This window comes from Rhodococcus spongiicola, from assembly GCF_004011835.1.
In the GTDB taxonomy this organism is placed as follows: Bacteria; Actinomycetota; Actinomycetes; order Mycobacteriales; family Mycobacteriaceae; genus Prescottella; species Prescottella spongiicola.
On sequence record NZ_RKLN01000002.1, the window covers coordinates 159,026 to 183,666 of the forward strand.

Consider the following 24,641-nt stretch of genomic DNA (forward strand, 5'->3'; position numbering starts at 1 on the left):
CGAACTGATCTGCGGCCTGGGCTGACCTTCCCGCCGGCGGCACACCCGAATACGCGGCCAGACTGCTTGGGGCGAGACCGCTTGGAGTGAGACTGCTCGGGATGAGACTAGGCCGAAGGGTCTTCGTGCTCGTCGGTCCAGCCGTACGTGCGCTCTACGGCGCGGTTCCACCCGGCGTAGAGGCGTTCACGCTCCGGTTCGTCCATCCGGGGCTGCCAGGTCTTGTCCTCGGCCCAGTTCCTGCGGATATCGTCCTCGCTCTTCCAGAATCCGACCGCCAGACCGGCCGCATAGGCGGCCCCGAGGGCGGTGGTCTCGTTCACGACTGGGCGCGTCACCGGGACATCGAGGATGTCGGACTGGAACTGCATGAGGGTCTCGTTGACAACCATGCCGCCGTCGACCTTCAGCGAGCTCAGCTCGACGCCGGAATCGGCCCGCATCGCCTCGATGACCTCGCGGGTCTGGTACGCGGTGGCCTCGAGGGCCGCCCGCGCGAGGTGCCCCTTGTTGACGAATCGGGTCAGCCCGGCGATGACGCCGCGGGCGTCGGGGCGCCAACGTGGTGCGAACAGTCCCGAGAAGGCCGGCACGATGTATGCGCCGCCGTTGTCGTCCACCGTCTTCGCGAGCGGCTCGATATCCTTGGCGGACTGGATGATTCCCAGGTTGTCGCGTAGCCACTGGACCAGGGCGCCGGTAACCGCGACCGATCCCTCCAGCGCATACACGGCGGGGTTGTCTCCGAGCTTGTAACAGACAGTGGTGAGCAGGCCGTTCTCGCTGCGGACCGGTGTCGTTCCCGTGTTGAGCAGCAGGAAATTGCCTGTTCCGTAGGTGTTCTTGGCCTCGCCCTCGGACAGGCACGCCTGGCCGAACGTAGCTGCTTGCTGGTCACCGAGAATGCCTGCGACGGGGATGCTCGGCGAGATTCCGGACACGGCGAGGTCACCGTAGATCTCGGACGAACTGCGGATCTCCGGCAGCATCGATGTCGGAATGCCCATCGCCCCGCAGATCTCGTGATCCCAGTCGAGGGTCTCGATGTTCATCAACAGGGTCCGGGACGCGTTGGTGACGTCGGTGAGGTGAAGACCGCCGGTGAGGTTCCACAGGATCCACGAGTCGATCGTTCCGAAGCACAGTTCGCCGGCCTCCGCGCGCTCCCGGGCGCCGTCGACGTTGTCGAGGATCCAGCGAGCCTTGGGGCCGGAGAAATACGTCGACAGCGGCAGGCCGGTCGCCTCACGGAACCGCCCGCTGCCCTGTTCACCGCCGAGTTCGGTGCACAGTCGGTCGGTGCGGGTGTCTTGCCAGACGATCGCGTTGTAGACGGGTTTGCCGGTTTTTCGGTCCCACACAACGGTCGTCTCACGCTGGTTGGTGATGCCGGCCGCCGCGATGTCCTCGGCCGTGAGACCTGTTTCGGCGAGCACCGCCGCGATCATCTCCCGGGTGTTGCTCCACAGCTCTTCGGGATCGTGTTCCACCCAGCCCGGTTTCGGGAAGATCTGTTCGTGTTCCTTCTGGGCCGCACCGACGACCCGACCACCGTGGTCGAAGATCATGCATCGGGTCGAAGTCGTTCCCTGGTCGATGGAGGCGATGTACTGGGTCACGGTGATCCTCGTCTCTCGCGCGGTCTGGCCCCGAAGCTACTAGCCTGAGAGCAGATCCGCAGACAACCACGGGAGACCGAGTTGGACAAGCAGCCTGGTGTGCAGTTCCTTGGCCCCGAACAGCGGGAGCGGGCCTGGGAGCAGTTGGGGACCGAGCAGTTCGACGTGGTGGTAGTCGGTGGCGGTGTCGTCGGGGCGGGTGCCGCACTCGATGCCGCGACCCGTGGATTGAAGGTCGCACTCGTCGAGGCGCGCGATTTCGCGTCGGGCACGTCGTCACGGTCCTCGAAGATGTTTCACGGCGGCCTGCGCTACCTCGAGCAACTCGAGTTCGGTCTGGTGGCGGAGGCGCTGCGCGAGCGCGAGTTGTCGATGTCGACCCTCGCGCCCCACCTGGTCAAACCGCTGAGTTTCCTCTTCCCGCTGACTCACAGGGTGTGGGAGCGCCCGTACATGGCAGCCGGCTTCCTGCTGTACGACCGGATGGGTGGTGCGAAGTCCGTTCCACCGCAGAAACATCTGACGCGTGCAGGGGCGTTGCGCATGGCGCCCGGGCTCAAGCGGAACGCGCTCATCGGTGGAATCCGCTTCTTCGACACCGTCGTCGACGACGCTCGTCACACTATGACGGTCGCGCGCACCGCTGCTCACTACGGGGCGGTGGTGCGGACCTCGACGCAGGTGGTGGGTTTCCTGCGGGAGGCCGACCGGGTTTCGGGCGTACAGGTGCGCGATTCGGAGACCGGGGCGACGACGGAGGTCAAGGGCCACGTCGTGATCAATGCGACGGGCGTGTGGACCGACGAGATCCAGGCGTTGTCCAAGCAGCGCGGCCGGTTCCGGGTACGGGCGTCCAAGGGTGTTCACGTCGTTGTTCCGCGAGATCGCATCGTGAGCGACTCCGCGATCATTCTGCGCACCGAGACGTCCGTCCTGTTCGTCATCCCGTGGGGCAATCACTGGATCATCGGCACTACCGACACCGACTGGAACCTCGACCTGGCCCATCCAGCGGCGACGAGGGCCGATATCGACTACATCCTGGGCCGCGTGAACACAGTGCTCGTCACTCCTCTCACGTACGAAGACATCGACGGCGTCTACGCCGGACTGCGACCGCTGCTGGCGGGGGAGAGCGACGAAACGTCCAAGCTCTCGCGCGAGCATGCGGTCGCCCGGGTAGCCCCCGGCCTGGTCGCGATCGCCGGCGGCAAGTACACCACCTACCGGGTGATGGGCCGAGACGCCGTCGATCTCGCCGCCGAGGACATCCCCGCGCGCGTGGCGCCGTCGATCACCGAGAAGGTCCCGTTGGCCGGTGCCGACGGGTACTTCGCACTGGTCAACCAGACCGTGCACTTGGGGGCGTTGCATGGGCTGCACCCCTACCGGATCAAGCACCTGCTGGATCGCTACGGGTCGCTGATCGACGAGGTCCTCGATCTCGCCGACGGGTCACCGGAACTGCTCCAGCCGATCACCGAGGCGCCTGCCTATCTTCAGGTCGAGGCGGTGTACGCGGCCGCGGCGGAGGGGGCGCTGCATCTCGAGGACATGCTCGCGAGGCGTACCCGCATCTCGATCGAGTACTCGCACCGCGGCGTCGACTGCGCCGAGCAGGTGGCACGTCTGATGGCTCGGGTGCTGGGCTGGGGCGAGGCCGAGATCGCCGGCGAGGTCGACAACTACCGGGCCCGCGTCGAGGCCGAGATCATGTCACAGGCCCAGCCCGACGACGCGTCCGCCGACGCCTTGCGGGCCGCCGCGCCCGAGGCGCGGGCCGAGATCCTCGAGCCAGTGCCGGGAGCGGTCCCTAGTGGGTCAGTACGACCTTTAGGACGACGATAGCCGTCGCGGCGATCGCAAGGACCGCCGCGCCGATCAGTGTGTAGCCCGAGGGCCGTTCTCCGCGCAGTCGAGCGATCACGAAGACCATCGACGCGATCCGGACCAGGATCGCGACCTCGGCGATGAGCTGAGCGGCGGACGGCTCGAGCCACCCGAAGACCGCAGCGGTTGCCAGCACCACGATCGGGACGATCGCGGAACTGAGGACAGGCACGGAGTCGCGCAACTCTGCCAGTCGTTCGACGGTCGTCAACTGACGTCCGGTGCGGACAGACTTGCCCACCCCTTCCGCGAAAGCGTGTGCGACGAAGGTCGAGACCGCAGTCCCGGCGACCACGGCGATGATGCGGGTGTCGCTATGGGTGGCAGACTCTGCGATGAGCGCCGCGAGGATCAGGATGTTGCCGTACACGTAGGCGCTGATCCGGCTCGCGGCGTTGTCCCTGTCGAGGGGAACCGACCGGCTCAGCAGAGGCCGGTTCAGTAACGAGCGACGATCCGGATCCATGCGACTGAGCGTCGCACGGTCAGTACGCCGGCGGCGAGTAGTGGCTTGGATCGTCGCGGTGCTGCAACGGTGGCAGGTTGCGGTTCGGCGTGTGCACCAGCGGTGCCTCGGCTGATGCGCGGCCGCTTACCCTGTCCAAACCGGCACGGGCACGGGGATGTTTGCGCCGGCGCGCCGGGATCAGGAAGAAAGCCGCGTTCACGGCCTGCCCCACTCTCCGGTGCAGCCAGGCGTCGACCGGAGTCCGGCGATAGCCCAGCAGGTCCCGTACAGCTTGGTCGTAGAGGCCGACCGTCAACCACACCAATCCCTTCGACACCGGGATCCGGATGACGCGCCAGGCGGGTCCGGGTAGCCACGTCAGGAACGGGGGCCGGTCGACGCCGGACAGATCGAGTACGTCGCGAGTGGCCTTGTTGTCTTCGAGGACGTTGCGGCACATGTGATCCCAGTACTGCCGGAAATCCTCCCATGTCTGCGGCACCGGGCGCATGCTCATTCCGTACAGCGATACCACTGGATGTGTTCGGCGAACAGTTGACGCTTCTGCTCCTCGGTGATGCCGCCCATGAAGTTGTCGGCGGTGAGGATCGTGCCCACGAAGAACGTCGCATGTGCCCAGTAGAAGGTGTCCGGATCGAGAGCGTGGTAGCGGCGCCCCTTCGCATCGATGCCTTTGATGTTGCGGTGGTAGTCGCGGACCTCCTGGGCCGTCTGCTGGGCCCGGTTGCCGTCGAAGACGACACCGCCGATCGGGTACAGGGATCGCAGCAGGCGCTCCCATCTCTCCTCGAAGAATCGGGAGTGCTGTTCGACGCCGGCACCCAGCCCGGGATGCATGTTCTGCATGGATCCCGCCCACAATCCCTGGAGCATGCCGCGCCAGTCACCGAAGTAGCGCCACGTGAGCGCGTCCGGCGACAAAGGGGTCGGCCCCACCTCTCATTGAGGTGGGGCCGACCCCTTTGCGGTATTGGACGGTCTTCCCGCAGCCCCGCGCTGGCCAGCGGGAATCGCGGTACCCAACTATTGGGCCTCGCGCTCCGACCAGAAATCGGATCTAGACCGAGAGGGCCACCAACCGGAGCGGCGCATCCAACAGCTCACCTGGGACGCACGGGCGAGCCAATCTACGGTCGGCGCCGCGCCCTACATGCCCGCTCCCCGCTGCTGCGTAGCCACCAAAAGGATTGACTGGAAGCCATTTTCGCCGACGAGAACCACCTCGCCATCGAACTCGGTTGGAACTCTTACCCAACGTCTCATCGCTGCCTATGCCCAGCCCGACCGCCGCCGCGCCAAGCCATGATGACCGATATCGTCAAGACACTACGCAGCGGCGTGCCCGCGGCCCGGAAGAACTGGGTCACCTCGGCCGCGCACTGTGGCCTCGCCGCGCCAACGTACTGCCTACTTCGACCACCACGCCTCCAACGGCCCCACCGAGGGCATCAACGGCCGACTCGAAGCGGTGCGCCGCAATGCCCTCGGAGTCAGGAACCTGACCCACTACCGACTGCGCACACTGCTGCACTGCGGCAACCTTACCGAACAGATCGATGCACTCTCGTTCTGGAAGAGCCCCTAACCCAAGGAGCGAGTGATCGGGCCTGTTCTCGGCGACCTAGAAGTTACGCTAGTTCAATTAACAACGATATCGTCACCCGAGCGTATTTGTTTACGAACAGCGACTTCTTCCCGCAGCTTGCTGATAAACTGTTCGCCATGAGCGCGGATCACCTGCTTGTCCACTTTAGCAGCGTCATACATCCGTAATGGTCGCAGGAAGTCCATATTGCATAAGTGGGCTGTTTTTCTAAGCGGCTGCAAATATTCATCTACCGTCAGCTCTTGCGCACCACCGGGATGGTAATCCTCTTCACTGCCCCCTACTGAGGTAATTACTAACATCTGTTTTCCGCGGAGATGAGTACCTTTGCTGCCATAGGCAAAACCATATAGCAATACCTCGTCGATCCATTTCTTTAACAATGGAGGCCCTGCGTACCAATAAAAGGGAAACTGCAACAAGATCCTGTCATGCTCCACTAGGTCCTGTTGCTCTCTCTCGACATCGATGTTCAGGCTCGGGTATAGAGCATACATATCCTTGGAAGTCTCAACTTGGTCACTCTGAGAGATCATCTCGTTCCATACTCTGTTGACGGAGGACGTCTCCATGTGCGGATGGAACAACATATGCAAAATTTTCATGCTTTCTCCAATAGAGTTTCAGCGGCAATTTCGCCATCACAATTCCGGCGTTGCTACTCATGACCTCCACAGCGCAGTTTTCCGATAGCATCCCAGAGATGCCTTTTTCCCTCTGGAGAATCGCGGACATTAAACGGACCGTCTGGACGGTACAGTGACTGACCGTCTGGACGGTACAGTACCCAAGCCGTGCCCCAACGTCAATCGACAAGCTTCGGGATGACACGCCGACATCCCAGTCCTCGGCGCGGCAGCCATGGCCCCAAACTGCATTTGCTGTGCGAGCAAAGCATCTGTGGTGCAAGCGGAATCCTCCCCGGCGACGAGCGGCTGCGCCGCCGCGAGCGCGGGCCCAGGCCGGCGGCAGCCAGCGCCTGATGTCGCGCCGATCGCGTGAACACGTAGTAGTGCACTGGCTCGGCCACGCCGACCTATAGTCAGGGGAACGGGGGTGTGGTGAGCGCCATCAAAGACCGATGCGCTGTCCTGGAATTCCTGCCGAAACTGAGGAGATTCACTAATCATGACAAGTATGACACGTGAAGAACGTGAAGCCTTCTTGACCGATGTCCGTATTGGCGTCCTGTCGATAAACGAAGATAACCGAGGTCCTCTCTCGGTCCCTATCTGGTATTACTACAATCCCGGTCGTGATCTCTGGCTAACCGCAGGGGAGAATACTCGTAAAGGACGGCTCCTAAGTAGAGCCAAACGTATTGGTTTTTGCGTGCAATGCGAAATACCACCCTATAGGTATGTCAGCATGGAAGGTCCGTTCACCATTGAAAGCGACGACCCAGACAGTATTCTGGCGGATACCCTTAGACTGGCCCATCGTTATCTGGGTACCGAGGGCGGTGATGCCTACTACGCCGCTCAAAAAGAGTACTTCGTACGCTCCGGACCGATTCGCCTTCGATTGCAACCCGAACACTGGCTAACGTTCGATGCATCAAAGCCACGCACCTAGTAACACGTTGTGGTCAAGACTGCGATCCTCGTGTCGCATTGGCCGCATCGCACATAGCGATGATCGGGCACGATGACCGTATTTGCCGCAGCAAGTTCAGCGAGGAAGACCTGCTCAGCGTTTCCCATCCGATTGCGGTGGCAGTAGTTGGTTTCCCGTTTCAACCCGTCTTTCAGGGTATGCACCAGATCCTTCGCCATTCGTGTCAGGTCCGAGGGGGGACGGGCTGGCCCCCGGTGGTTCGGTCAGGCCGGCGGCTGACAGGTCGGGCAGTAGAACACAGCGCGCTGCGTCCCAGATCGCTCACCCAGGTCGGTTGCGACGATCGTCGTCCCGCAGCGCAGGCAGGGCTCGCCGCCGCGGCCGTACACCCACTCACGCCGGCCGGGCCGCCGATCCCCGGTGGTGATGCGAGTTGCGCGACGGCGGTTGGCCTGCAGCAGCCGATACGCCAGGTCCACGACCGCGGGCAGGTTCGGCACCCGATCGGTGGGTGTGCGCGGATCAATGCCACGAAGGAAGCAGATCTCGTTGCGGTACGCGTTCCCGATACCGGCCATGATGCGTTGGTCGAGCAGGGCCTCACCGATCGGACGGTCGCCGGCCGCAGCGAGATTCGCCGCGGCGGCGGAAGCGTCCCAATCCGGGCCGAGCAGATCCGGGCCGAGGTGCCCGACGACGTCGTCCTCGTCGCTGCGCGCGAGGACCTCGGTGATTCCGAGCAGAAATCCCACCGCGACGGTCTCCTGCGTGCCGAGGACGATCCGCACTTGGTGCGCCGGGCGCCTCCACCGAGCGCCACGCGGGTACACCCGCCAGACGCCGTCCATCTTCAGGTGGGTGTGGACCGTATGGTCGCCGACGCGGATCAGCAGGTGCTTGCCGCGGGCGAGCACCTCGTCGACCCGTTGGCCCGACAGATCGACGGTCGCGAAGCGCGGCACCCGGATGTCGCACTCGGTGAGCACGTTTCCGGTCAGAGCCGCGCCGAGGTTGTGCGCGACCCGCCAGACGGTGTCCCCTTCCGGCACTGTTCACGCTCGCAGTCGGTAGCCGCGTGGGGTGGCTGAGAATCCGGCCTCCGCGAGGAGTTCGCCGAAGTCGTTGCCGTGGATGGTCAGGCCGTCGACCTTCTCCACCACGACCTTGTCGATGCCGCCGTGTTTGACGGTGGCGGCGAGCGATTCCGTGGCGGTGCGCAGAGCGCCGACGTCGTCGGTGAACGTCAGGACGGTGCGTCCACCGCGTTCGACGAACAGCACTAGTTCCCCGTCGACGAGTACCACCAGGCCGCCCGCCTTGCGGCCGGGACGGTGTCTGGTGGCAGCGCTGCCGTCGCCTCTAGCCACCCCACTGCCACCGGCTACTGACGGGGGCCACGGCAGAGCGGCGCCGTACGGGTTGGCAGGATCGCAGGCCGCGAGGGTGACTGCGGGCGCCGCCGGGTGGCGACCCTCGATCGAGTCGCCATATGTGCGGAGGCGGTCGACCACGTCGGGTGTGGAGAACTGTGCCCCACCGAGGGTGTCGACGAAGTGGCCTCTGCGACAACGTCCGCCGTCCTCGAAGCCGCTGAATACCTTGTACATCAGGGCGAATCCGCCGGGGACGTTCTCGCTGACCACCGAGCCGCGGGTGACGACACCGTAGCGTTCGAGGAGCAGATCCGCGGTCGAGTGGGCGCGCAGCGTCGGGTCCGGCTCGGGCTCGGGGAGCAGCGACCAGCGTCCGCCCACGGTGGGCGGACCGGAGCGGGTCGGGAGGGTCGGACGGCTGAAGCGCCGGTATGCGTGCGCGCGGGGGGCGCGGCGAGGGGTGCGGTGGCTGGGAGTGGCGCGTGAGGTGTCCGACAGCAGTGCCCGCAGCGGGGCGAGGGTGTCGTTGCCGATGCGACCGGCCCACACCAGATCCCAGAGGGCGGCGGTGAGCGACGCGTCGTCCACGCCGCTGGACGCCGCCATGCCCGTTGCACCCAACGCGTCCGACAGTTGCCGGAAGAAGTACGCACCGCCCCCGGACAGTGCGTCGAGGACGGCCCGGTGCAACTCGGTGAGGTCGATGTCGGCTGCCGGCGCGAGCGTCAGCGGCGCCGACTCGGCCAGGTGCAGGCTGATCCACCCGTCCTTACCGGAGATCTGTCCTGCACCCGCCCACAGCACCTCGCCCGTGGAGGTGAGTTCGTCGAGCATCGCGGGAGTGTAGTCGCGCACCCGGGAGCCGAGGATCAGCGATTCCAGCGCCGAGGACGGAACCGGGACGCCCGCAAGCTGTTCCACGACGGACACGACACCGTCCAGCCCGCGCAGCGAACCGCCGACGTGCTGCCAACTCGGGAGGAAGCGTCCGAGAGTCGCAGTGCTGACCGGTTCGACGTCCTCACGCGCGGCGGCGAGCGAGCGTCGCCGTAGTCGGCGTAGTACCTCGACGTCGCACCATTCGCTGCCGGAGGCGCCGGGCCGGAACTCGCCCTCGACGACCCGCTTCTCGGCCGCGAGTCGGGTGAGGACATCGCGCGCGACGGCGGCACCGATGCCGAACCGTTCGGCCGCTTCGGCGAGCGTGAACGGCCCGTGAGTGCGGGCGTAGCGGCTCAACAGATCGCCGAGCGGGTCGTCGACCGGTTCGATGAACGCGGCGGGTGTGCCGATGGGCAACGGCACACCGAGACCGTCCCGCAGGCGTGCCGCGTCCTCGATCGCCGTCCACCACTGCCGGCCCGCGAACGACACCTGGAGTGCACGGCGCTGGTCGACGAGATCGGTGAGCCACGGCTGTGGGTCGCCGGTCGCACGGGCGGCCGCCTCCTCGGTGGTGAGCGGACCGAGCAGGCGCAGGAGGTCCGCCATCCCCTCGATGTCACGGGCGTGGCGCTCCGGAACGAGGCGTTGCAGTTCCTCCTCGGTCCGCGTGATGACGTCGGCGTCGAGCAGTTCCCGCAACTCGACTCGGCCGAGTAGTTCGGCCAGCAGCGTGGAGTCGAGCGACAGGGCCGCCGCCCGGCGCTCGGCGAGCGGACTGTCGCCCTCGTACATGAACGCGCCGACGTAGTCGAACAGCAGCGCGTTGGCGAACGGCGACGGTGTCGCGGTCTCGACCTCGACGATCCGGATCTGCCGGCGGGCGAGGCGGCCGAAGAGGTCGCGCAGTGCCGGCAGGTCATACACGTCCTGGAGGCATTCGCGCACGGTCTCGAGCAGGATCGGGAACGTCGGGAACTTGCGGGCGACATCGAGCAGCTGTGCCGATCGTTGCCGCTGCTGCCACAGCGGCGCCCGCTTGCCCGGGGTGCGGCGCGGCAACAGCAGCGCGCGCGCCGCACATTCACGGAACCGGGACGCGAACAACGCCGAGCCGCCCACCTCGTCGGTGACGAGGTCCTCGATCTCGTCCCGATCGAACGCGAACAGCTCCGCCCCGGGTGGGGTGTCTTCGGTGTCGGGCAGGCGGACGATGATGCCGTCGTCGGAGGCGGTGGGGGCGGCGTCGACCCCGAAACGCTCCCGTAGCCGCGCGCCGACCGCGAGCGCCCACGGCGCGTGGACGCGCAGTCCGTACGGCGAGTGCAGCACCAGTCGCCAGTCGCCGAGTTCGTCGCGGAACCGCTCGACCACCAGCGTTCGGTCGGTGGGAACGCGCCCGGTGGCCTGCTGCTGGTCTGCGACGAGGGCGGAGAGGTTGGTGGTGGCGTTGGCATCGAGACCGGCCGCGGCGAAGCGCGCCGTGACCGCGTCGGGCGCGCTGGACGACAGCTCCCGCAGGAACCCGCCGAGCGCCTCACCGAGTTCGGCAGGGCGGCCCAGACCGTCGCCGTGCCAGAACGGTAGCCGCCCGGGCAGCCCGTACGCGGGACTGACGAGGACCCGGTCGTAGGTGATCTCCTCGATCCGCCAGCTGGTGGCGCCGAGCGCGAACACGTCGCCGACGCGGGACTCGTAGACCATCTCCTCGTCGAGTTCGCCGACGCGAGACTGACGCTCACCCACCATGTAGACGGCGAACAGTCCCCGGTCCGGAATGGCGCCGCCCGAGGTGACCGCGAGGCGCTGCGAGCCGGGTCGGCCTGTGAGGGTGCCCCCGTCGCGGTCCCACACAAGGCGGGGACGTAGTTCGGCGAACTCGTCGGACGGGTACCGGCCCGCGAGCAGATCGAGGGTCGACTCGTACGCCGATCGGGGGAGCGTCGCGAAGGACCCGCTTCGCCGGACCGCGTCGAACCACCGCTCGACATCGAGCGGTTCGAGCGAGGTCGCGGCGACGGTCTGCTGGGCGAGGATGTCGAGCGGATTGGCGGGGATCTCGAGGGCCTCGATCTGTCCCGCTGTCATGCGTTCGACGGTGACCGCGCAGTGGATCAGGTCGGTGCGATGCTTGGGGAACAGCACGCCCCGGGAAATCTCTCCCACCTGGTGTCCGGCCCTACCCACGCGCTGCAGGCCGCTCGCGACCGAGGGTGGCGCCTCCACCTGGACGACGAGATCGACTGCGCCCATGTCGATTCCGAGTTCGAGACTGCTGGTAGCGACGACGCAGCGCAGGCGACCCGATTTGAGGTCGTCCTCGATCAGGGCGCGTTGGTCCTTGCTCACCGACCCGTGGTGCGCCCGGGCGAGCAACGGATCGGCGCCGTAGTTGACCTCGGTCGGTGCGCCGATCTGTGCCGGCGGCCCGCCCTTCCGCTCGACGGCGCTTCCATTGCGTTCGGCGTAGATCTCGTTGAGCCTGGCCGTCAGCTTCTCGGCGAGACGTCGCGAGTTCGCGAACACGATCGACGAGCGGTGTTCGAGGATCAGATCGACAATCTGCTCCTCGACGTGTGGCCAGATCGATCCGGCCTGCGGGGTGGGGGAGACCGAGTCCGGATCCGGTTCGGCGAGACCGAGTTCGGTCATGTCCTCGACCGGAACCCGGACGGTGAGATCGAACGTCTTTGCGGCGGGCGGTGCCACGATGCGGATCGGCGCGGCGCCGGCGAGGAAGCGACCCACCTCCTCGTGTGGGCGCACGGTCGCGGAGAGGCCGATCCGCTGCACAGGCTTCGCCAGCAGCATGTCGAGGCGTTCGAGGGAGAGTGCGAGGTGGGCGCCGCGCTTGGTGCCGGCGACGGCGTGGACCTCGTCGACGATGACCGTCTCCACGCCGGCCAAGGATTCCCGCGCCGACGACGTCAGCATCAGGAACAGCGACTCGGGGGTCGTGATGAGGATGTCGGGCGGCGTCTTGATCAGTTTGCGGCGTTCGCCGGCGGGGGTGTCGCCGGAGCGGACACCGACCCGGATTTCCGGCGTGTCGAACCCTAGCCGTTTCGCGGTCTGGGTGATGCCGACCAGCGGTGCCCGCAGGTTGCGCTCGACGTCCACACCGAGCGCCTTGAGAGGAGAGATGTAGAGGACGCGGGTGGTGCGCTCGTCTCGGGTGGCGGTGTCAGTAGCCAGTCGGTCGAGCGCCCACAGGAACGCCGACAGCGTCTTACCCGAGCCGGTCGGTGCTACGACAAGGGTGTGCGAGCCGGTCGCGATCGAATCCCACGCCCCCAGCTGAGCGGCCGTGGGCGCGTCGAAGGCGCCGTCGAACCACTCCCGGGCAGGGGCCGAGAAGCGGTCGAGGACGCCGTCCATGTGGTCCATCTTGCCCGTCAGTACTGACAAACTTGGCGTCGCTGGCGCCTACCGATCGAAAACCAACCGGTCTTGAAGCGCGAAAGTCTCGAGCGCGTTGAAATCCTGACGACGCGTGCCCGCTATATGCGCCCCCGCAGCACGAGCGCGTTCGCCAGCCCCGGCGAGAAGAATCCGATTACCCGCAATGCCTCGGCGTAGGTGGGCATCAGCTCAACAGGACGGGTACGGATGGCGGTCACGAACCATTCGGCTGCTTCCTCGGGTCGCAGCGTCGGCATCGTGTCGTAGTCAGCGGTCGGCGCGATCATCGGCGTCCGCACCAATGGGAAATGCAGAGTGCTCACGGCGATTCCCCGATCCGCGACCTCGGCTCCGAGGCTGCGCCCGAACGCTTCGACGGCGGCCTTCGACGCGTGGTACGCCGCGAACTTGGGCATCACCCCGGATGGCACCCCCCAGGTGGCGACGTTGACGATATGCCCGTCGCCGCGCTCGAGCATCGACGGCAACAGGGCCAGGGTTAGCCGGGTCGCCCCGAAGTAGTTGATCGCCATCGTGCGCTCGAAATCGTGGAAGCGGTCGAGTGAGTCCTCCACGGTGCGCCGGATCGAGCGGCCCGCATTGTTGACGAGAACGTCGATCGGGCCGATATCGGCAAGGACTTGCGCAACGAGCCGGTCGACGTCGTCGGGGTCCGTCAGATTGGCCGGGAAGGCGTGGGCACGGCCGTCGGCCGCACGGATGTCGTCGCGCACGGATTCGAGGCCCTCAGCACCGCGGGCCACGAGGATCACCTCTGCCCCGAGCTCGGCAAGCCGCCGTGCCGCCGCTTCGCCCACACCGGAGGAACCGCCCGTGATCAGCACGCGTTGATCCGCGATGGACCTGCCGGTACCGGGCAGCACGCGCGCCGCCAGCGCGCGCGGTGAGGGGAGCGGGTTGAGTGCGGCGGAAGTGAGCATCTGTCGGATCACGGGTCCAGGATTGCAGGCCCTCACCGGCGGTGCGACGACGGGGGTCCCTGTCCGTTCGGCCAGTTCGTCCGCGATCGTTGGTGCGTCGGAAATCGGGCTGCGATTCCACCCGAGACGGTTGCTCAGCCACACTGATGCGGAATGGATTGGGGCAGTAAGGAAATGCGGTCGAATCGGACATCACCGAACGCTGTCGATCACGGTGCCGGTCTGCGCTATCGAATCGCTCGAGATTCGGTATCGAAACTCAGTTAGCCCATACAGACCGGCCTCCTCTTCATTAGTCTAGTCGATGTTCCGGACGGTCTTTGACCAGCTCGGGGCCGTCTTCCGGCAAGGAGGGGAGCTCCCCGATGAAACTCCACAAGACTGCGGCCGTATCAGTGTTGGCGATCGCGGCGCTAGGGGTGGCCAGCGGAACCGCATACGCGGAGCCCGGCGCACCGCCGACGCCCGTCCCTATCGGCTACCAGAGTCAGATCGGTCCGAACGGAACGTCACTCGAAACCGTCCTGGATGCAGGAACATTCCGTGTCGCCGGGAACGTCGTCGACGTCGTCGACCCGGCAGGGTCCACGGCGGGCGTGATCCCGCTGACCTATCAGGTGGCCGGAACCACCGTTCCGCTCGTGCCCTCGATCGACGGCAACAGGCTCACCCTCACGCCGGCGATCCCGGCGCAGACGGTTGCGGCGCTGCAGAACGTGGACGCCCAGCAGGATGCCTACAGCAACGTGATCGAGCAGATGGAACAGGGCTGGTTCAACGGCGGTTCCATGGGTGCGCAGATCGGTGCCGGAGTTGGTGCGGTCGTCGGATGCGTACTGTTCCTGTTCGTCGGCTGCATTCCGGGTGCGCTGATCGGTGGGGCCATCGGCGCGTTCAACGGCATCAGCACCGCCAACCCGGCGTTTCAGCCAGCTCTCTTCGACTACATCGCCACTCTGAATTGATCCGTTCGGACGCTCGCCTCCGAGTCGGGGAGGGGCGAGCCCGGCCGAACGTTTGGCTGCCTGCGCAGCGCCAACCTGCGCAGCGTCAACCTACGCAAAGTCATCGGGTGATCGCGGCCCGAACTCCACACCCTGTGCCAGGGGGAGCTCACCGGAGTAGTTGACCGTGTTGGTGGCGCGGCGCATGTACGATTTCCATGCGTCCGAACCGGATTCGCGCCCACCCCCGGTCTCCTTCTCGCCGCCGAAGGCGCCACCGATCTCGGCGCCGGAGGTGCCGATGTTGACGTTCGCGATGCCGCAGTCCGAGCCGTCTGCGGCCAAGAACCCTTCGGCCTCACGATGGTCGGTGGTGAAGATCGCCGACGACAATCCTTGCGGGACACCGTTGTGCAGCGCGATCGCCTCGTCGAATGTGTCGTATGCGAGCACGTACAGAATCGGCGCGAATGTCTCGGCCCGCACGATTGCGGTCTGCTCGGGCATCCGGACCACAGCCGGCGTCACGTAGAACGACTCGCCGGAGCCGACCCGTTCACCACCGGTCACCACCACCCCGCCATCGGCGCGCGCGGTGTCCAGAGCGGCGTGCATCGCGTGGTATGCCGCCCCGGAGATCAACGGGCCCACCAGGACGCCGTCGTCGAACGGGTTGCCGACCGTCAGCTGCCGGTATGCCCCTGCGATCCGATCGGTGACGTCGTCGACGATCGAGCGGTGGACGATCAGTCGGCGCAGCGTGGTGCATCGTTGCCCTGCGGTACCGGCAGCCGCGAACACGATGCCGCGCACCGCCAGATCCAAGTCGGCCGAAGCCGTCACGACGGCGGCGTTATTGCCACCCAGTTCCAGTAGACAGCGGCCGAATCGCGCAGCGACCCGCGGTGCCACAGCACGACCCATCCGGACCGACCCGGTGGCGCTGACGAGGGCGACCCGGGGGTCATCGACGAGTTGTTCGCCGATAACAGCGGTCCCGAGTAGCACGTGGTGTAGCCCGTCGGGGGCTGCGGTCTCGGTTGTTGCCCGACGTAGCAACGTGTCGCACGCCATCGCCGTGAGCGGGGTCGTCTCTGACGGCTTCCACACCACGGGGTCCCCGCACACCAGCGCGAGCGCGGTGTTCCACGACCACACCGCCACCGGGAAGTTGAACGCGGTGATCACCGCCACCACCCCGAGTGGATGCCACGTCTCCGAAAGGCGGTGCCCGGGTCGCTCGGACCCCATCGTGCGGCCGTAGAGCTGCCGGGACAGACCGGTGGCGAACTCGCAGATGTCGATCATCTCCTGCACCTCGCCGAGCGCCTCGGAGCGGATCTTGCCCGCCTCGAGGGTGACCAGGTCAGCCAGGTCGGACTTGTGCTCGCAGAGCAGCTCCCCGAGTCGGCGTACCACCGATCCACGTTTGGGTGCGGGCACCGTTCGCCACGCCAGGAAGGCGTCGTGCGCGCCGGTAACGGCCGCCTCGACGTCCGCCGACGTGCTGGGGTGCAGGAACGCTAGTACGGAGCCGTCGATCGGGGTACGTGCCGTCAGTGGGGCGGGGCCGGCGTCGCCGGCGATCGTGGGAAGTGTTGCACCACAACGGCCGAGAGCCGCGATCGCGCGACCTGCCAAGGTGCCGGTACCGGGAAGTGTCATGACGGGTTAGCTCCTGATTGCTCTTGTTGCCGCCGGTACAGCTCGTAGGGGTCGTGCACCTCGCGGTCGATCGCGTCCGCGAGGGCGCGAATGTCGTACGTTGTTCCCGCTTCGCCGCCCGAGTCTGCCGCGTCTCCCGCATCGGATGTACCGGTACCGCCGGCGTCCAGGTTCGATCGAAAGATCCCGGCCGCGGACTTGGGTAAGAAGTCCTCGTAGACGATCGGCTCACGTACGCCGTCGTGGTAGGTGAAGTAGGCCATGCCACGCTTTTCGAGCTCGTCCTCGGACGTCGGGAAACTTTTCTCCCACAGCCCTTTCGAGTTCGACGGATCCGCCTCCATCAGTTCGTCGTACAGGGCGCGGCCGGACGGGGTGAGCGCGATCCCGCGGGCCTCGACCTCGCCGAACCGCACCCGCAACTCGCCGTCGCTGATCGAGCCGTCCGACTCGACGAAACTGCGCGCCTCGGCCAGTGCACGAAACGATGTCTGCCGCAGCAGCACCGCCGGACCCGACCATCGCGGCGGGCCCTGGATCCGGTCGATCATCGTGATCCCGCGCGCCGACATGCGCGCGTACAGCTCGTCGATGTCGAGCACCCGTGGCGTCAGGTGATTGACGTGTGTGCTCGACACCCCGCCGATGTCGGCGGCGACGGCCGAGACCTGCTCGAGTTCGCGATACCAGGACCGGTCCACCGGCTCACCCGACAGTTCGAACACCGACGTCGCGAGCTGGACGAACCGCTGGGCCTGCTGCTCGTCCAGTCCGCCGTCGTCCGCGGCCCGGCGGGCGAGGGAGAGCAGCACGTCCGGGAACAGCCTCCGCCGCGTCAGGAACGACTCGAGGCGCTGTTGCAGGTCGGGCTCGAAGAAGCGACGATCGCCTGTGGTCAGCATCGAGGTGAACACGCGGAAAGGGTTGCGGGCCAGTTCGTCCGGATCGATCGGGCGAAACGCGGTCGAGACCACCGGTACGGGGGGTGTTGCTTCGCGCAGGTCGTAGAAGCCCACCGGGTACATACCGAAACCGGCGAACAGGACCGCGACGTCGTGCATTTCGGCGGGCGTGCCCACCCGGATCGCACCGTGACGCTCGGCCGTCACCCGCGAGATGCTGCCGAAACGTTCCGCCGAGTCTGGATTCGCCTTCAAGTAGTCCGCGTTCACCTGTTCGGTCACGTCCACGAGGGTCGTGTAGGCCGGCACTTCGCGGCCGTACATGCGAGACAGCGCCGCAGCGAATCTCGACCTCAGCTCGTGGATTTCGGCCATTGCCCCTTGATCCTACGAGCCTCGATGCCCGGACGTGGGCGGGAACGCTGACGTAGCCTTGCCATATGAGCACCGCGGTCCGCCCGACGGCCGGTGACTCCGACCTTCCGGCCGGGCGAGTTCACGACATTCTGCGAGCGCACATGCTCGCGGACGGATTCGACCTGGTCCTCGACCTCGAGACCTCTTTGGGCACGCACGTCGTCGATCTGCGCGACGGCACCGTCTACCTCGACATGTTCGGTTTCTTCGCCTCGTCGGCACTCGGCATGAACCATCCGGCGCTCGCCGACGACGCCCAGTTCCGGGACGAACTCGCGACGGCTGCGATCAACAAACCCAGCAACTCGGACGTCTACACCGTGCCGATGGCGCGGTTCGTCGACACCTTCGCCCGCGTTCTCGGGGACCCTGCGCTGCCGCACCTGTTCTTCGTCGACGGCGGCACCCTCGCCGTGGAGAACGCGCTCAAGGTCGCGTTCGACTGGAAGAGCCGGCGCAACGAGGCGGCGGGGCGAGACCCGGCGCTCGGCACCCGCGTGCTGCACCTGACCGAAGCGTTCCACGGCCGCAGCGGGTACACGCTGTCGCTCACCAACACCGACCCCGCCAAGATCGCGCGCTTCCCCAAGTTCGACTGGCCGCGGATCGACGCGCCCTATCTCGCCGACGGCCGGGACGTCGCCGCCGCCGAGGACCTTGCACTCGAACAGGCGCGGCGCGCGTTCGCCGAGCATCCGCACGACATCGCGTGTTTCCTCGCCGAGCCCATCCAGGGCGAGGGGGGAGATCACCACTTCCGGCCGGAGTTCTTTCGTCGTATGCACGCACTGTGCGTCGAGAACGACGCGCTGTTCATATTCGACGAGGTCCAGACTGGTTGCGGCCTGACCGGCACCGCGTGGGCGTACCAGCAGCTCGGCGTCACACCGGATGTCGTCTCGTTCGGCAAGAAGACACAAGTGTGCGGAATCATGGCCGGCGGCCGCGTCGACGAGATCCACGACAACGTCTTCGAAGTCAGCTCGCGCATCAACTCCACGTGGGGCGGCAACCTCACCGACATGGTGCGGGCGCGGCGCATCCTCGAGGTCATCGACGAGGACCGGTTGATCGACCGCGCGCGGCTCTGCGGGGCCCATCTTCTCGGCCGACTCGCAAACCTTGCCGCTACCCACGATGCCGTCACCGAACCCCGCGGACGGGGGCTGATGTGCGCAATCACCCTCCCGACCCCCGAGTTCCGGGACCGGGTTCTGATCGAGTTGCGGGAGCGCGAGCACGTGCTGTTCCTCGCGACCGGTGAGCGCGGGATCCGATTCCGGCCACCGCTCACGGTGACCATCGCGGAACTCGACGCGGCCGTCGACGCGATCGACCGGGTGCTCGTCCGGACGACACCGTAGAGTCCGTCGGCCCGAGTACCGGGTGATGCGACGCGCAGAAGTGGTGTGACCCAAGGTGTTCCTCAGATCTCGTTACGATCAACGAGGTCTAACGAGGAGGAAACGAGTGCGGATCACCAGTGTCGGACACGCCGGATTCCACATCCAGACCGAAGCGGGGTCTGTTCTCTGCGACCCATGGGTGAACCCTGCGTACTTCGCGTCGTGGTTCCCGTTTCCCGACAACACCGGACTCGACTGGGACACACTCGGCAATGTCGACTACCTGTACGTCTCACACCTGCACAAGGACCACTTCGATCCGGGGACGCTCACCAACCACGTCAACAAGGACGCGACTGTCCTGCTGCCCGACTACCCGGTGCCGGACCTCGAGCGTGAACTCCGGGCGCTCGGTTTCACCAAGTTCTTCGCGACCCAGAACTCAGTCAAACACACCGTCTGTGGACCCAAGGGTGACCTGGACATCATGATCATCGCGCTCCGGGCCCCGGCCGACGGCCCGATCGGCGACTCCGGGCTGGTCGTCTCCGACGGTGAGACGGTGTGCTTCGACATGAACGACGCCCGCCCCGTCGAGATGGACCCGATGCTCGAGGCCTTCGGCAAGGTCGACATCCACCTGCTGCAGTACTCGGGCGCCATCTGGTACCCGATGGTCTACGACATCCCGGCCGGCACCAAGCGCAACTTCGGGAAGCAGAAGCGTCAGCGCGGCATGGACCGCTGTCGCAGCTATATCGACCACGTCGGTGCCACCTGGGTCGTGCCGTCCGCCGGCCCGCCGGTGTTTCTCGACCCCGCGCTGCGCGACCTCAACGACGTCGCCCCGAGGGCCAGCGACGACAACGGCAACATCTTCCCGGACCAGATCGTGTTCCTCGAGCAGATGCGCATCCACGGCAACGATGGAGGCCTGTTGATGATCCCGGGCTCGACCGTCGACGTCCGCGGCGAGAAGGCCACGCTCACGCACCCCGTTCCGGATGCCGAGATCGAACAGATCTTCACCGACAAGGCCGCCTACATCGAGGCCATGGCGCAGCGGATGGCGCCGGTCATCGAGGCTGAGAAGGCCAGGTGGGCTCCCGCTGAGGGGGAACCGCTGCTCGGCCCGCTCAGGGCGAAGTTCGAGCCGATCATGGCGCAGTCCGACCTGATCTGCGACGGCATCGGCTACCCGGTCGGCCTGGTGATGGGCGACGAGACCGTCGTACTCGATTTTCCGAACCGCATCGTTCGCGAGCCGGAGGCGGGCGAGGGTAAATACCGATACGGCTTCCGTATCGCACCTGAGCTGGTGCGTACAGTCCTGCGCGACGACGAGCCGGACTGGGTCAACACGATTTTCCTGTCCACCCGTTTCGAGGCGTGGCGCGTCGGGGGCTACAACGAATTCCTCTACACGTTCTTCAAGTGCCTCACCGATGAGCGCATCGCATACGCCGACGGGTGGTTCGCCGAGGCTCACGACGATATCGCGTCGATCGAGGTGGGCGGCTATGAGATCCAGCGACGCTGTCCGCACCTGAAGGCAGACCTGACGAAGTTCGGCGTCGTCGACGGCTCCAATCTCACGTGCAACCTGCACGGCTGGCAGTGGGACCTCGAGACCGGTCGATGCAGGACCTCCCAGGGTCATGAGCTGAGGTCCAAGGGGCTCGTCTAGTTTGGGCGCATGACGTCCACGAAGGGTGCGAGCATCCCGATCCAGTCCGTCCCCAACCTGCGCGACATCGGCGGGTACCGTACCCGCGACGGGGCCACCGTCCGGTTTGGTCGCTTCTACCGCTCGACGCACCTCAGCAAGATCAGCGTCGACGACGCGCCGCGAATTGCGGATCTCGGCCTCGCGACGGTCTTCGACCTGCGCACGGAATCCGAGCGCGAGGCCGCGCCGGACAAGTTGCCGGAGTCGGTTCGTGAGGTGGCTTTGGACGTTCTCGCCGACAAGGCCTATCGGTCGGTGCCGGCGCAGATGCAGGCGGTCCTTTCGGATCCGTCGATCGCCCAGTCGATGCTCGGCGACAACCGCGCCCTCGACTACTTCCTCGGCAGCTATCGCGACTTCGTGACCCTGCCCAGCGCGGTGGTGTCGTACCGCACCCTGTTCACCGATCTCGCGGAGCGGGCGAACCTGCCGGCCCTCGTGCACTGCACGACCGGCAAGGACCGCACCGGGTGGGCCGCGGCGTCGCTTTTGCTGCTGTTGGGTGTCGACGAGGACGACGTCTTCCACGACTACCTGCTCACCAACACCCAACTGCTGCCGGCGTTCGAGTCGGTGTTCGACAGGTTCGCCGATGCCGGCGGAGATCCGGAACTGTTGAAGCAGGTGGTCGGGGTTCGACTGGACTACCTGAAGGCTGCGCTGGATCACATGCGGGAGAACTTCGGGTCGATCGAGGGCTACTTCGCCGACGGTCTCGGTATCGACGCCGCGGGACGGGAGTCGATCCGGACCCACCTGCTCGAGGGCTGACTTCGAACCCGACGCTGCCGCCGGCGGCTGGTACTCACACCGAGATGCGCATCGGACGGGCAAGCACCCGTGCCAGCACCAGCCCGATCGCGATGCCGACCGTGTCGGCGGCCGCGTCCCACACCGAGCCGCTGCGCTGGATCGGAAGTGCGCCCTGCAGCACCTCGGACACGGCGGCGAACGCCAGCAGCCACCCGGCGGTCCAAACGACACCGATGCGGGCGTAACGCGACGTCACTGCCAGGGCTGCGAACATCAGGGCGTGGGTGAGCTTGTCGCTGTTCTCCGGCCCGCTCGGGACCGTGGGACCCGGGGGAGAACAGCATCACGAGAACGATGACCGTTGTGATCGCGAGCGGCACGAACCGCGCGTCGAGCCTGTCGGACACAGCGACCGCCCTCAACGCTCGGCGAGGGCGAGCCCCAGGGCTCCAGCGGCGAACCGTTGCGCCGCCTCGAGGGCAGCGGCGAGCGCATCGTCGTGGCCGGGACGAGCCCAGCCGTCCACGACACACTCGGAGCCGTTCGGGGTCAGGCCGACCTCGGCGAGCAGCTCGCCCGTCGTCGGCTCACACACGGCCCACGAATAGTGCTCGTCACCGGCCCATTGTCGGGAGCGCTCGGCGACGTAGTCGGTGTCCTCGATACCACCTTCGCGCAGCGCCGGCCGGTCGTCGACACGCTCGTCGGCCCGGAGGGCACGCAGGTACCAGGATCCGGCATTTATCTCGATCGGTTCCATCAGCGGCCGCTGTGTCCTTTACCGCTGCGTCCCTTGCCGCCGAACAGGACTGCCGCCGTCGCGGGGATGAGGAGGAAGAACAACCAACTGTGGTCGATCGGCACCAGGAAGAAGAGCGCGAGCGCCACGAAGGGGAGCACCGCCATGACGGTGTTGCGCCAAGACCGGCCGTTGACGGTTTCGGAGGGGGTGCTCGTCCCTGTGGCCGGTTCTGACTCCGCGGCCGAACTGAGCGCAGGCAGGTCGGTGAATACCTTGTCGAGTTGGCCGCGCGTCGCGGCTGCGGCAATATGCCCACTGCGCTCGTCGAACTCGGCGACCGTGAGGCGACCGTCGCCGAAGTGCTGAGTCAGCGCCTCGAGCGCCTCTTCGCGTTCTGCGGTGCCGATACGGATGTCGGGAACGTCGGCCATGTCCAAAGACTACTAAGACTGCTGAGAATCCTGGGAGCACCACCCGCCCAGAGTGCTGTGCGCGCCCCCGAATCCGGGATCCGTGGGGCGCGCACAGCGCTGGAACAGGTGGGGCGCTACTTGAGTTCGGCCAGGACCGTGCCCTGCGTGATGGCGGCGCCGGGCTCGACCTTCAGGCCCGTGACGACACCGGACTTGTGCGCGGTGACCGGGTTTTCCATCTTCATGGCTTCGAGGACGACGATCAGATCACCCTCGGCGACCTCCTGGCCCTCCTCGACGGCGACCTTGACCACGGTGCCCTGCATGGGAGCGGTCACGGCATCACCGGACGCGGCACCGGCGCCGGCACCGCCGCGCTTGCGCGCCTTCGGCTTCTTGCGAATTGCCCCGCTCGCGCCGCCCGAAGTACCGATCGAGAACGATCCGGGCAGCGACACCTCGACGCGACGGCCACCGACCTCGACGACGACCGCCTGGCGGGGGAGGTGCTCCTCGTCGTCCGCGACCGCGCCGGCTACCTTGTACGGCTCGATCGGGTTGTCCCACTCGGTTTCGATCCACTTGGTGTAGACGTCGAACTTCTCGACCCCGTTCTCGTCGACACTGCCGATGAACGCGTCGTTCTCGACGATGTGGCGGTGGAACGGGATGACGGTGGCGAGGCCTTCGACCTCGTACTCGGCGAGCGCACGGCGGGCACGCTGCAGCGCCTGCTCACGGGTCTCGCCGGTGACGATCAGCTTGGCGAGCATCGAGTCGAACTGGCCGCCGATGACATCGCCCGCGACGACCCCGGAGTCGACGCGCACGCCCGGTCCCGTGGGCTCCTTGTAGACGGTGATCGGGCCGGGAGCGGGCAGGAAGCCGCGGCCGGCGTCCTCACCGTTGATGCGGAACTCGAACGCGTGACCGCGAGGGGTCGGATCCTCGGTGATCTCGAGCTTCTCGCCATTGGCGATGCGGAACTGCTGACGGACCAGGTCGATGCCGGCGGTCTCCTCGGTGACCGGGTGCTCGACCTGCAGGCGGGTGTTGACCTCGAGGAACGAGACGGTGTCGCCCTGGACCAGATACTCGACCGTGCCTGCGCCGTAGTAGCCGGACTCCCTGCAAATGGCCTTCGCGGACTCGTGGATGCGGCGACGCTGGTCGTCGGTCAAGAACGGTGCTGGGGCCTCCTCGACAAGCTTCTGGAAGCGGCGCTGCAGCGAGCAGTCACGGGTACCTGCGACGACGACGTTGCCGTGCGTGTCGGCGATCACCTGGGCCTCGACGTGGCGAGCCTTGTCGAGGTACTGCTCGACGAAGCACTCGCCGCGGCCGAATGCGGCGGTCGCTTCGCGGGTGGCCGAGTCGAACAGTTCGGGGATCTCTTCGATGGTGTGTGCGACCTTCATGCCGCGTCCACCGCCACCGAAGGCGGCCTTGATCGCGACCGGGACGCCGTACTGCTTGGCGAACTCGACGACCTCGTCGGCGTTCTTGACGGGGTCCTTGGTGCCGGCCGCCATCGGTGCGTTGGCGCGCTCGGCGATATGGCGGGCGGTGACCTTGTCACCGAGGTCGCGGATGGACTGCGGCGAAGGGCCGATCCAGATCAGACCCGCGTCGAGTACTGCCTGCGCGAAGTCGGCGTTCTCGGAAAGGAAGCCGTAGCCGGGGTGAATAGCGTCGGCGCCGGACTTCGCTGCGGCGTCGAGGATCTTGTCGAACACCAGGTAGGACTCGGCGGAGGTTTGGCCGCCCAGGGCGAACGCCTCGTCAGCGAGTTTCACGAACTGTGCGTCCGCGTCCGGTTCGGCGTAGACGGCGACGCTGCCGTACCCGGCGTCCTTTGCGGCCCGGATCACCCGCACAGCGATCTCGCCGCGGTTGGCGACGAGCACCTTCGTGATTTGCGCGCTGGCTTGAGTGGGCACTGAGCCTCCTGTGTTTCGCATGGTAGGTCCCGCGGTTTGCTGGTGTCACCG

General features: G+C 66.4%; 18 protein-coding genes and 2 pseudogenes. 7 read left to right on the forward strand and 13 right to left on the reverse strand.

Features of this window, described 5'->3' with window-relative positions; translation table 11 throughout:
- Nucleotides 1–107 precede the first annotated feature (107 nt).
- Nucleotides 108–1,619: a glycerol kinase GlpK gene (gene glpK, locus EF834_RS05485; protein WP_127946227.1), complete on the reverse strand. Its 1,512-nt coding sequence runs from the start codon at nucleotides 1,617–1,619 to the stop codon at nucleotides 108–110.
- 81 nt (nucleotides 1,620–1,700) lie between these two features.
- Here glpK and EF834_RS05490 point away from each other — a divergent pair, with 81 nt between their 5' ends.
- Entirely contained in the window at nucleotides 1,701–3,467 is a 1,767-nt protein-coding gene (locus EF834_RS05490; protein WP_127946228.1) for a glycerol-3-phosphate dehydrogenase/oxidase, read from the forward strand.
- Here the strand turns inward: EF834_RS05490 and EF834_RS05495 are convergent.
- Complete coding sequence (locus EF834_RS05495) at nucleotides 3,433–3,975, reverse strand: hypothetical protein (RefSeq protein WP_127946229.1); 543 nt, start codon at nucleotides 3,973–3,975, stop codon at nucleotides 3,433–3,435. The two genes, EF834_RS05490 and EF834_RS05495, sit on opposite strands and share 35 nt — an antisense overlap.
- Before the next feature lie 19 nt (nucleotides 3,976–3,994).
- Nucleotides 3,995–4,851: pseudogene (locus EF834_RS05500) on the reverse strand (oxygenase MpaB family protein).
- A gap of 508 nt (nucleotides 4,852–5,359) precedes the next feature.
- On the opposite strand from EF834_RS05500, the gene EF834_RS05505 reads away from it, so the two are divergent.
- Nucleotides 5,360–5,563 carry a transposase gene (locus EF834_RS05505; RefSeq protein WP_164874077.1) on the forward strand — a complete coding sequence of 68 codons (204 nt, stop codon included), beginning with the start codon at nucleotides 5,360–5,362 and terminating at the stop codon, nucleotides 5,561–5,563.
- 53 nt (nucleotides 5,564–5,616) lie between these two features.
- Here the strand turns inward: EF834_RS05505 and EF834_RS05510 are convergent, their stop codons facing one another.
- A complete protein-coding gene (locus EF834_RS05510) occupies nucleotides 5,617–6,189 on the reverse strand; it encodes an NAD(P)H-dependent oxidoreductase (RefSeq protein WP_127946231.1) in 573 nt (190 codons plus the stop codon).
- Between the two features lie 523 nt (nucleotides 6,190–6,712).
- Here EF834_RS05510 and EF834_RS05515 point away from each other — a divergent pair.
- Nucleotides 6,713–7,159 carry a pyridoxamine 5'-phosphate oxidase family protein gene (locus EF834_RS05515; protein WP_127946232.1) on the forward strand — a complete coding sequence of 149 codons (447 nt, stop codon included), beginning with the start codon at nucleotides 6,713–6,715 and terminating at the stop codon, nucleotides 7,157–7,159.
- Between the two features lie 245 nt (nucleotides 7,160–7,404).
- Here EF834_RS05515 and EF834_RS05520 read toward each other — a convergent pair whose 3' ends face one another.
- From EF834_RS05520 to EF834_RS05530, 3 genes are all read right to left on the reverse strand, one after another.
- Nucleotides 7,405–8,190, reverse strand: coding sequence for a DNA-formamidopyrimidine glycosylase family protein (locus EF834_RS05520; protein WP_127946233.1), 786 nt, complete (start codon nucleotides 8,188–8,190; stop codon nucleotides 7,405–7,407).
- Nucleotides 8,191–8,193: 3 nt separating this feature from the next.
- Nucleotides 8,194–12,774, reverse strand: a complete 4,581-nt coding sequence (locus EF834_RS05525) for an ATP-dependent helicase (RefSeq protein ID WP_127946234.1) — start codon at nucleotides 12,772–12,774, stop codon at nucleotides 8,194–8,196.
- Between the two features lie 122 nt (nucleotides 12,775–12,896).
- Complete coding sequence (locus tag EF834_RS05530) at nucleotides 12,897–13,751, reverse strand: SDR family oxidoreductase (RefSeq protein ID WP_127946235.1); 855 nt, start codon at nucleotides 13,749–13,751, stop codon at nucleotides 12,897–12,899.
- Nucleotides 13,752–14,104: 353 nt separating this feature from the next.
- Between EF834_RS05530 and EF834_RS05535 the strand changes: the two genes are divergently transcribed.
- Entirely contained in the window at nucleotides 14,105–14,704 is a 600-nt protein-coding gene (locus tag EF834_RS05535; protein ID WP_127946236.1) for a DUF456 domain-containing protein, read from the forward strand.
- Between the two features lie 90 nt (nucleotides 14,705–14,794).
- Here the strand turns inward: EF834_RS05535 and amaB are convergent, their stop codons facing one another.
- Together amaB and hglS are read right to left on the reverse strand one after the other, a co-directional pair.
- Nucleotides 14,795–16,348, reverse strand: a complete 1,554-nt coding sequence (amaB, locus tag EF834_RS05540; RefSeq protein WP_127946237.1) for an L-piperidine-6-carboxylate dehydrogenase — start codon at nucleotides 16,346–16,348, stop codon at nucleotides 14,795–14,797.
- Nucleotides 16,345–17,625, reverse strand: a complete 1,281-nt coding sequence (gene hglS, locus EF834_RS05545; RefSeq protein ID WP_127946238.1) for a 2-oxoadipate dioxygenase/decarboxylase — start codon at nucleotides 17,623–17,625, stop codon at nucleotides 16,345–16,347. Before hglS ends, amaB begins: the two co-directional genes overlap by 4 nt.
- A 65-nt stretch (nucleotides 17,626–17,690) precedes the next feature.
- On the opposite strand from hglS, the gene lat reads away from it, so the two are divergent.
- The 3 genes from lat (at nucleotide 17,691) to EF834_RS05560 (ending at nucleotide 21,513) form a co-directional block, all read left to right on the forward strand.
- Complete coding sequence (lat, locus tag EF834_RS05550; protein ID WP_127946239.1) at nucleotides 17,691–19,031, forward strand: L-lysine 6-transaminase; 1,341 nt, start codon at nucleotides 17,691–17,693, stop codon at nucleotides 19,029–19,031.
- A gap of 106 nt (nucleotides 19,032–19,137) precedes the next feature.
- Nucleotides 19,138–20,700, forward strand: coding sequence for an MBL fold metallo-hydrolase (locus EF834_RS05555; protein WP_127946240.1), 1,563 nt, complete (start codon nucleotides 19,138–19,140; stop codon nucleotides 20,698–20,700).
- Nucleotides 20,701–20,709: 9 nt separating this feature from the next.
- Nucleotides 20,710–21,513 (forward strand): tyrosine-protein phosphatase, encoded by an 804-nt coding sequence (locus EF834_RS05560; RefSeq protein WP_127946241.1) that lies wholly within the window; start codon nucleotides 20,710–20,712, stop codon nucleotides 21,511–21,513.
- 34 nt (nucleotides 21,514–21,547) lie between these two features.
- Here EF834_RS05560 and EF834_RS05565 read toward each other — a convergent pair.
- The 4 genes and pseudogenes from EF834_RS05565 to EF834_RS05580 form a co-directional block, all read right to left on the reverse strand.
- A pseudogene (locus EF834_RS05565) lies at nucleotides 21,548–21,839 on the reverse strand (VanZ family protein).
- Nucleotides 21,840–21,913: 74 nt separating this feature from the next.
- Nucleotides 21,914–22,255 (reverse strand): hypothetical protein, encoded by a 342-nt coding sequence (locus tag EF834_RS05570; protein WP_127946242.1) that lies wholly within the window; start codon nucleotides 22,253–22,255, stop codon nucleotides 21,914–21,916.
- Nucleotides 22,255–22,668, reverse strand: coding sequence for a DUF1707 SHOCT-like domain-containing protein (locus EF834_RS05575; protein ID WP_127946243.1), 414 nt, complete (start codon nucleotides 22,666–22,668; stop codon nucleotides 22,255–22,257). The genes EF834_RS05570 and EF834_RS05575 overlap by 1 nt, the downstream gene beginning before the upstream one ends.
- Before the next feature lie 116 nt (nucleotides 22,669–22,784).
- Complete coding sequence (locus EF834_RS05580; protein WP_127946244.1) at nucleotides 22,785–24,590, reverse strand: acetyl/propionyl/methylcrotonyl-CoA carboxylase subunit alpha; 1,806 nt, start codon at nucleotides 24,588–24,590, stop codon at nucleotides 22,785–22,787.
- Between the last annotated feature and the right edge of the window lie 51 nt (nucleotides 24,591–24,641).

Excerpts from the sequence above, each read along its gene's own strand:
- amaB (WP_127946237.1), bottom strand. The coding sequence starts at position 16,348 with ATGACACTTCCCGGTACCGGCACCTTGGCAGGTCGCGCGATCGCGGCT.
- EF834_RS05575 (WP_127946243.1), bottom strand. The coding sequence starts at position 22,668 with ATGGCCGACGTTCCCGACATCCGTATCGGCACCGCAGAACGCGAAGAG.
- lat (WP_127946239.1), top strand. The coding sequence starts at position 17,691 with ATGAGCACCGCGGTCCGCCCGACGGCCGGTGACTCCGACCTTCCGGCC.
- EF834_RS05560 (WP_127946241.1), top strand. The coding sequence starts at position 20,710 with ATGACGTCCACGAAGGGTGCGAGCATCCCGATCCAGTCCGTCCCCAAC.
- hglS (WP_127946238.1), bottom strand. The coding sequence starts at position 17,625 with ATGGCCGAAATCCACGAGCTGAGGTCGAGATTCGCTGCGGCGCTGTCT.
- EF834_RS05570 (WP_127946242.1), bottom strand. The coding sequence starts at position 22,255 with ATGGAACCGATCGAGATAAATGCCGGATCCTGGTACCTGCGTGCCCTC.
- EF834_RS05515 (WP_127946232.1), top strand. The coding sequence starts at position 6,713 with ATGACAAGTATGACACGTGAAGAACGTGAAGCCTTCTTGACCGATGTC.
- EF834_RS05535 (WP_127946236.1), top strand. The coding sequence starts at position 14,105 with ATGAAACTCCACAAGACTGCGGCCGTATCAGTGTTGGCGATCGCGGCG.
- EF834_RS05510 (WP_127946231.1), bottom strand. The coding sequence starts at position 6,189 with ATGAAAATTTTGCATATGTTGTTCCATCCGCACATGGAGACGTCCTCC.
- EF834_RS05495 (WP_127946229.1), bottom strand. The coding sequence starts at position 3,975 with ATGGATCCGGATCGTCGCTCGTTACTGAACCGGCCTCTGCTGAGCCGG.
- EF834_RS05525 (WP_127946234.1), bottom strand. The coding sequence starts at position 12,774 with ATGGACGGCGTCCTCGACCGCTTCTCGGCCCCTGCCCGGGAGTGGTTC.